Consider the following 6,528-nt stretch of genomic DNA (forward strand, 5'->3'; position numbering starts at 1 on the left):
CGGTCGTGGCGCCCACCAGTTCCACCCGCCCATCACGTGCATGAAGGCAGGCACCAGCACCGTCCGGACCAGCGTGGCGTCGACCAGCACGGCCAGCGTCAGCCCGACGCCGAACATCCGCATGAACGACACCTGCGCGGCGATCAGTGCGGCGAACGAGATGGACATCACCACGGCGGCGGCGGTGATCACCCGGCCCGTGCGGGCCAACCCGAGCACCACCGCCCTGTCGTTGTCGGCACGGGCGAGCCTGATCGCTTGCAGGCCCGACGGAGAGGCATCACCGTTGGTCCGAATCTTCAACCAGTACTCGCGGATCCGCGCGACGAGGAACACCTCGTAGTCCATCGACAGGCCGAACGCGATGCAGAACAACAACACTGGCATGTTGGCCACCAGCGTGCCGGTGGCCGTGGTGCCGAGCGCATTCAGATGTCCGTCCTGGAAGATCCACACCAGCGCACCGAACGCCGCGGTCAACGACAGCACGTTCAGCACAACGGCTTTCAGCGGCAGCACCAGACTACCCGTCAACAGGAACAGCAGCCCGAACGTGATCACCGCGATCAGACCGAGCACCCATGGCAGTCGATCCGTGATCGCCACCACGCTGTCGTGGTTGACCTGCGCGCTGCCCGTCATCTGCACCGACCGTCCGTCGGGTCCTGGCACCTGGTGCAGGCGGTCGAGTTGCGCCTCGGAGGCGTCGGAGAACAGCGGTGCCGTACTTCTGACGGTGAGGAACGCGCTGCCGTCGACCGCGCCGGCCGGTGCCGTGGGCGGCCCGACCACCTTGCCGTCGACGAACGTGCCCGTCTGCGCCGACACTGCCTGGACGTCAGGCACCCGGGACAGCTCGGCGGCGTAGCGCTCGATCTCGGCGGGGGCGAGTCCTGCGGCGTCGGGCACGACGACGGTGACCGCGGTCGAGGAGTCGTCGGCGAAGTCGTTGCGCAACTGGTCACCGACCTGATGCGCGGACGCCGACGTGGGCAGCACCCGGTCGTCAGGGAAGCCCCACTTCACGCCGAGGAACGGGGCGCCGAGCGCGAGGAGCAGGACGACGACCGCAAGTCCGATGGGCACGGCGCGACGCATGACGGCCTGCGTCGATCGGTACCAGAACAACTGCTCGACGGGCTTGGGGGCGGGTTCGGGCCTCCGCAACACCCGGCGGAGCAACCGCCGGACGTCGAACGCTTCGAGCCGGTCCCCCAGCAGCCAGATGGCGGCGGGGGTGACGATCACCGCCGCAGCGGCGGCGAACGCCACGGTGGCGACGCCTGCGTAGGCGAACGACTTCAGGAAGTACATCGGGAACAGCAGCATCGCCGCCATGGACAGCCCGACCGTCGTCGCCGAGAACAACACCGTCCGGCCCGCCGTCGTCATGGTCCGGATCAGTGCCTGCTCGCGCGGCCGCCCCTCGGCGAGTTCGTCGCGGTAGCGGCTGATGATGAGCAACGTGTAGTCGATGGCCAGGGCGAGTCCCAGTGCGGTGGACAGGTTCAGCGCGAAGGTCGAGACGTCGGTACTGAACGTGAGCAGTCGCAGCACGGACATCGAGCCGACGATGGCGAGTCCGCCAACGAGCATCGGCAAAGCCGCCGCCACCACGCCCCCAAACACCCACACCAGGAACAGGAAGCTCAGCGGGATCGCGATCGACTCCATCAACAGCAGGTCGCGCTCGGTCTGAGCATTGATCTGGGCGTACACCATCGCTACGCCACCGGAGCGCACGGTGACGCCGTCCCTGTCGTGCACGACCTCGTCGGAGAGCGCCTTGGCATACTTCTGCGCGTCGTTCTCCCCGCCGGTGATACCGGCGACGATCAAGCCGGTCTTGCCGTCCTCGCTGATCAGGTCCGAGGCGGCCTGGGGCGGCACGGTCCAGGGTGACGTCACGTTCGCGACGTGCGATGACTGCTTGAGGTGGTCGACGATGTCGGTGGCGACCGCGGTGGAGTTCGACGATTTGACGCCGTCGGGTGCGGTGACCGTGACGAGCAACTGCATGTCGCCCTGGTTGAACTTCTCGGTCAGCAGCTTCGTCGCCTGAGCGGATTCGGACGTCGGGTCCTGGAAGCCACCTGCCGACAGGCTCTTGGCCACCGGTATGCCGAATACCGCGGCGGCCACCATGACGAGCGCCGCGATGGCGAGGATGCGTCGCGGGGCGGCGATCGCAAGTAGGGCGATCCTGCGCAACATGTCGGACCTTTCGACAACTGACAATATCAACGTTAAGTTACCAACGATAACTTTGGGTGGTCAACCGCGTACCCCGTGTCTCTGATCACGTCGCCGGGCCGCGGAACGTTCACCCCTCACGAGCGTTTCCCAGCATCTGCACAGACATTTAGGCTTCTCGTCATGGCCACGACCGACTCGTTCTCGACCAGGTATGACTCCGCCAGCACCGACTCGGTGAGCTCATTCGGCCTGCTCGTCCTGCGCATCGCCACCGGAGCGACGGCGCTGCAGGCCGGCCTGATCAAGGCGTTCGACATCAACGCAGCCGTCAGTTTCATGGACGACAACGGATGGAAGATGGGGAAGTTCGCCGCGATTCTGGTGACGGCTACGGAGACCGCGGGCGGAATCCTGCTTCTGTTGGGTTTGCTGACGCCAGTGGCCGCGTGTGGCCTGATCGCCGCGATGATCGATGCCTGGGCAGTCAACGTCTCCGGCGGTGCGTTCTGGTCTCAGCCGTTCAACGTGCCGTTCCTGGTGGCGTTCGCCGCAACGGCCCTGCTCTTCACCGGTGCGGGCGCCTACTCGGTGGACGCGAAGATGTTCGGCCGGGCCCGCTGGCCCGGCGTCATCACGGTCGGGCTGTTTCTCGTCGCAATCGCTGCGGCGGTCGCGACGTGGGTCTTGCTGAACGGCACCAACCCGATCCACCTGAGCGATCCAAAGGCGTAGAACCTACCCGCAGGTAAGAATTGCCACCGTAGTCACAATCGTGACTCAAAGAACTCTTAATAGTTATTGTTACTGTCCAGTACATGTGGATCGACGACACCAGCGCAGATGTCATCAAGGTTGACTTCGAAGCCCTCTACCACGGGGACTTCCTGGTCGAGGGTGATACCACCGAACAGTTCCCCGACCTCGCAGCAGCCGTATAACACAGCAGGTCAGACCACGTGGCTTGACTGATCACGTGGGCGCCGAGGTTGGCATGCGGCAGCGTTAGCTGCATCGCGGGACCTGGACAGACAGCCGCCGACGGATACCGTCGGCGGCTTCTTCTATCCAAGGGCACCGCGTCGAGGCTGTACTGAGGGTCGCGATCCGGCACGAACCACGACCCTCAGCGCAATCTGAACGCCTCCCGCTATGCGGAGATCGCCTCGGACTCCCATGGCGTGACCATTCCGCCGAGGCGTTCGGTTATCAGTTCTTCTGCTTCGTTCACGATCCGCGAGATCAATTCCTCGACCGTCGGGATGTCATCGATCAGGCCCATCACGGTGCCCACGGTCCAAATGCCCGCGTCGACGTCGCCGTCGTCGAACACCCGTCGCCCACGCACGCCGGCCACCAGATCCTTGACGTCCTCGAACTGACCGCCCTGCTTCAGGATCTCCACCACTTCACGCGACACCACGTTGCTCGCGACGCGCGCCGTGTTGTGCAGGCTGCGGAAGATCAGCTCGGTGCCGCGCTCGTCGCCGGCAACGATGGCTTCCTTGACGTTCTGGTGAATGCACGACTCGACGGTGCACATGAACCGCGTGCCCATGTTGATGCCGTCGGCCCCAAGCGCCAGAGCGGCCACCAGGCCGCGGGCGTCGCCGAAGCCGCCGGAGGCGATCATCGGAATGTCGATCTGCTTGGCCGCGGCCGGAATTAGCACCAGGCCGGGGACGTCGTCCTCCCCAGGATGGCCCGCGCACTCGAAGCCATCGATGCTGATGCCGTCCACCCCGAGGCTCTGCGCCTTCACCCCGTGCCGCACCGACGTGCACTTGTGCAGCACCTTGATCCCGTTGTCATGGAACATCGGCAGGTGCGGAGCCGGATTCGAGCCCGCGGTCTCCACGATCTTGATGCCCTCGTTGACGATGACCTGGCGGTACTCGTCGTACGGCGGTGGATTGATCGACGGCAGAATCGTCAGGTTCACACCGAACGGCTTGTCGGTCAGCTCGCGCGTCTTGGCGATCTCACGGGCCAGGTCGGCAGGCGTCGGCTGTGTCAGCGCGGTGATGAAGCCGAGGCCACCCGCATTGGCCACGGCCGCAACGAGTTCCGCTCGCCCGACCCACTGCATGCCGCCCTGCGCGACGGGATGCTCGACCCCGAATACCTCGGTGAACTTCGTCTTGATTGCCATGGCGCCTACCTCGGAGCCATGCGGATCGCACCGTCTAAGCGGATCACTTCGCCGTTGAGCATGGGGTTCTCGACGATGTGCACGGCCAGCGCGCCGTACTCGTCGGGGTCGCCGAGCCGGGCCGGGTGCGGCACCTGCTGGCCGAGCGACTTCTGCGCCTCTTCGGGCAGCGAGCCCAGCAGCGGCGTCTTGAACAGCCCCGGCGCGATGGTGACCACGCGGATCAGGCTGCGCGACAGGTCGCGCGCGATCGGCAGCGTCATGCCGACGACGCCACCCTTGGAGGCCGAGTACGCCGCCTGTCCGATCTGACCGTCGAATGCCGCGACCGACGCGGTGTTGATGATGACGCCGCGCTCTTCGCCGAGGGGATCCGTCTTGGCGATCCGCTCTGCGGACAGCCGCAGCACGTTGAAGGTGCCGATCAGGTTGACCTCGACGACCTTCTTGAACTGGTCGAGCGGAAACGCGCCGTCCTTGCCCAGCGTCTTGATGGCGTTGCCGATGCCCGCACAGTTGACGTTGATGCGCACCGGTCCGAGCGACTCGGCGACGTCGAGCGCCTCGGAGACAGCGGCCTCGTCGGTGACGTTGGCGGCGACGAACTTCGCGCGGTCGCCGAGTCCGGCGACCACTTCCTCGCCCTTGAGGTCGATGACCACCACGCTCGCCCCGGCGTCCAGCAGGCGCTTGGTGGTCGCCAGGCCAAGGCCGGACGCGCCACCCGTAACGACTGCTACGGCGTCTTTGATCTGCACAGATGCATTCCCTTCTCAAAATTTCGGAGGCTCGCGCCTCCGCTCGACCACCTGGTTGGTTGGGACTATACCCAGTCCCGTAGAACGGCCTCGGTGTCGGCGCCCGGTTCCCCTGACGGCGTCGGCGTCGGCGGAACGCTGCGGGAGAACCGGGGCGCAGGCGCGGGCTCCAAGTTGTCGCCGTCACGGAAGAAGGTGTCACGCTCGGTGATGTGAGGCTCGGTCTCGACCTCGGCGAAGGACAGCACCGGGGTCACGCACGCATCGGTGCCGTCGAACACCTTGGCCCAGTGGTCGCGATCCTGGGCGGCGAACGCCTCGGTGAAGGCGACGCGCAACTCGCCCCAGCGGCTGGCGTCGTTCTGGTCGGGCAGTTCAGCGGGATCCAAGCCGAGGCCCTGCAGCAGCAGGGCGTAGAACTGCGGCTCGATGGCGCCGACCGCGACGTAGCGACCGTCGGAGCAGGTGTAGGTGTCGTAGTAGGGCGCGCCGGTGTCGAGCATGTTGGTGCCGCGCTCGTCGGACCACATACCCATGGCGCGGAAGCCCCACATCATCTGCATCAGCACGCTGGACCCGTCGATCATCGCCGCGTCGACCACCTGGCCCTTGCCGGAGGTCTGGCGCTCCCACAGCGCGGCCAGGATCCCGACGATGAGGAACATCGAACCGCCGCCGAAGTCGCCTGCCAGGTTCAGCGGCGGGACGGGCCGCTCGTCCTTGCGGCCGACGGCGTGCAGCAATCCGTTGAGCGAGATGTAGTTGATGTCGTGACCGGCCTGCAGCGCCCGCGGCCCGGTCTGGCCCCAGCCCGTCATGCGTGCGTAGATCAGCCGCTCGTTGACCGCTGCGCAGTCCTGCGGCCCGAGGCCGAGGCGCTCGGTGACGCCCGGCCGGTAGCCCTCGATCAGCACGTCGGCCTTGGCGATGAGCCGCAGCAGCAGCTCACGTCCCTCGTCGCTCTTGAGGTCCGCGGTCACCGACCGCCGGTTGCGCAGCATGGAGTCGCGGTTTCCGCGCGGCACGCCGGGCCTTTTGTTGGGCCGCTCGACGCGCACGACGTCGGCGCCCAGATCGCCGAGAATCATTGCGGCGTGCGGTCCGGGGCCGATGCCGGCCAGCTCCAAGACTCGCAATCCCTGTAGTGGTCCAGCCATCGCGCAACGTCCTCCACCAGTAGCCTCAAGTTGACCGCCGACATAGCTTACTTGTATAACCAGGTCCACCGGCCGCGGGCCTCAGGCTCGCCAGACCCAAGGCGAGGCATGAACAACTCCAAGACCACCATCGAGTCCTACACCGGCATCGACGACCTCACCCTTTCGCTCAGCGATGGCGTGCTCGCGGTGACGTTGAACCGCCCGGACAGCCTCAACTCGCTGACCGCGCCGATGCTCGAGACCATCGCCGCCGCGCTGGAACGCG

Annotated in this window: 6 protein-coding genes and 1 pseudogene; 3 read left to right on the forward strand and 4 right to left on the reverse strand. The window is 66.2% G+C overall.

Annotation, left to right across the window (positions count from 1 at the left end; translation table 11 throughout):
• A partial coding sequence (locus tag QOC69_RS01650) for an MMPL family transporter (RefSeq protein WP_526435715.1) occupies positions 1 to 2,214 on the reverse strand: 2,214 nt, incomplete at its 3' end.
• Between the two features lie 162 nt (positions 2,215 to 2,376).
• On the opposite strand from QOC69_RS01650, the gene QOC69_RS01655 reads away from it, so the two are divergent.
• Positions 2,377 to 2,928, forward strand: coding sequence for a DoxX family protein (locus tag QOC69_RS01655; RefSeq protein WP_526435717.1), 552 nt, complete (start codon positions 2,377 to 2,379; stop codon positions 2,926 to 2,928).
• Between the two features lie 83 nt (positions 2,929 to 3,011).
• Positions 3,012 to 3,134, forward strand: a complete 123-nt coding sequence (locus tag QOC69_RS01660) for a hypothetical protein (protein WP_255507324.1) — start codon at positions 3,012 to 3,014, stop codon at positions 3,132 to 3,134.
• A gap of 209 nt (positions 3,135 to 3,343) precedes the next feature.
• Here the strand turns inward: QOC69_RS01660 and QOC69_RS01665 are convergent, their stop codons facing one another.
• The 3 genes from QOC69_RS01665 to QOC69_RS01675 all read right to left on the reverse strand — a co-directional run bounded on the left by QOC69_RS01665 (position 3,344) and on the right by QOC69_RS01675 (position 6,260).
• On the reverse strand, positions 3,344 to 4,345 hold the full coding sequence (locus QOC69_RS01665; RefSeq protein ID WP_526435719.1) for an NAD(P)H-dependent flavin oxidoreductase: 1,002 nt from the start codon (positions 4,343 to 4,345) through the stop codon (positions 3,344 to 3,346).
• Positions 4,346 to 4,350: 5 nt separating this feature from the next.
• Positions 4,351 to 5,103, reverse strand: coding sequence for a 3-hydroxyacyl-CoA dehydrogenase (locus QOC69_RS01670; RefSeq protein WP_526435721.1), 753 nt, complete (start codon positions 5,101 to 5,103; stop codon positions 4,351 to 4,353).
• Positions 5,104 to 5,168: 65 nt separating this feature from the next.
• A complete protein-coding gene (locus QOC69_RS01675) occupies positions 5,169 to 6,260 on the reverse strand; it encodes a CaiB/BaiF CoA transferase family protein (RefSeq protein ID WP_526435723.1) in 1,092 nt (363 codons plus the stop codon).
• Between the two features lie 108 nt (positions 6,261 to 6,368).
• On the opposite strand from QOC69_RS01675, the pseudogene QOC69_RS01680 reads away from it, so the two are divergent.
• Positions 6,369 to 6,528: pseudogene (locus tag QOC69_RS01680) on the forward strand (enoyl-CoA hydratase); the annotation flags it as partial.

The sequence above is a fragment of the Mycobacterium sp. genome, assembly GCF_032162105.1.
In the GTDB taxonomy this organism is placed as follows: Bacteria; Actinomycetota; Actinomycetes; order Mycobacteriales; family Mycobacteriaceae; genus Mycobacterium.

Excerpts from the sequence above, each read along its gene's own strand:
- QOC69_RS01655 (WP_526435717.1), top strand. The coding sequence starts at position 2,377 with ATGGCCACGACCGACTCGTTCTCGACCAGGTATGACTCCGCCAGCACC.
- QOC69_RS01665 (WP_526435719.1), bottom strand. The coding sequence starts at position 4,345 with ATGGCAATCAAGACGAAGTTCACCGAGGTATTCGGGGTCGAGCATCCC.
- QOC69_RS01660 (WP_255507324.1), top strand. The coding sequence starts at position 3,012 with ATGTGGATCGACGACACCAGCGCAGATGTCATCAAGGTTGACTTCGAA.
- QOC69_RS01675 (WP_526435723.1), bottom strand. The coding sequence starts at position 6,260 with ATGGCTGGACCACTACAGGGATTGCGAGTCTTGGAGCTGGCCGGCATC.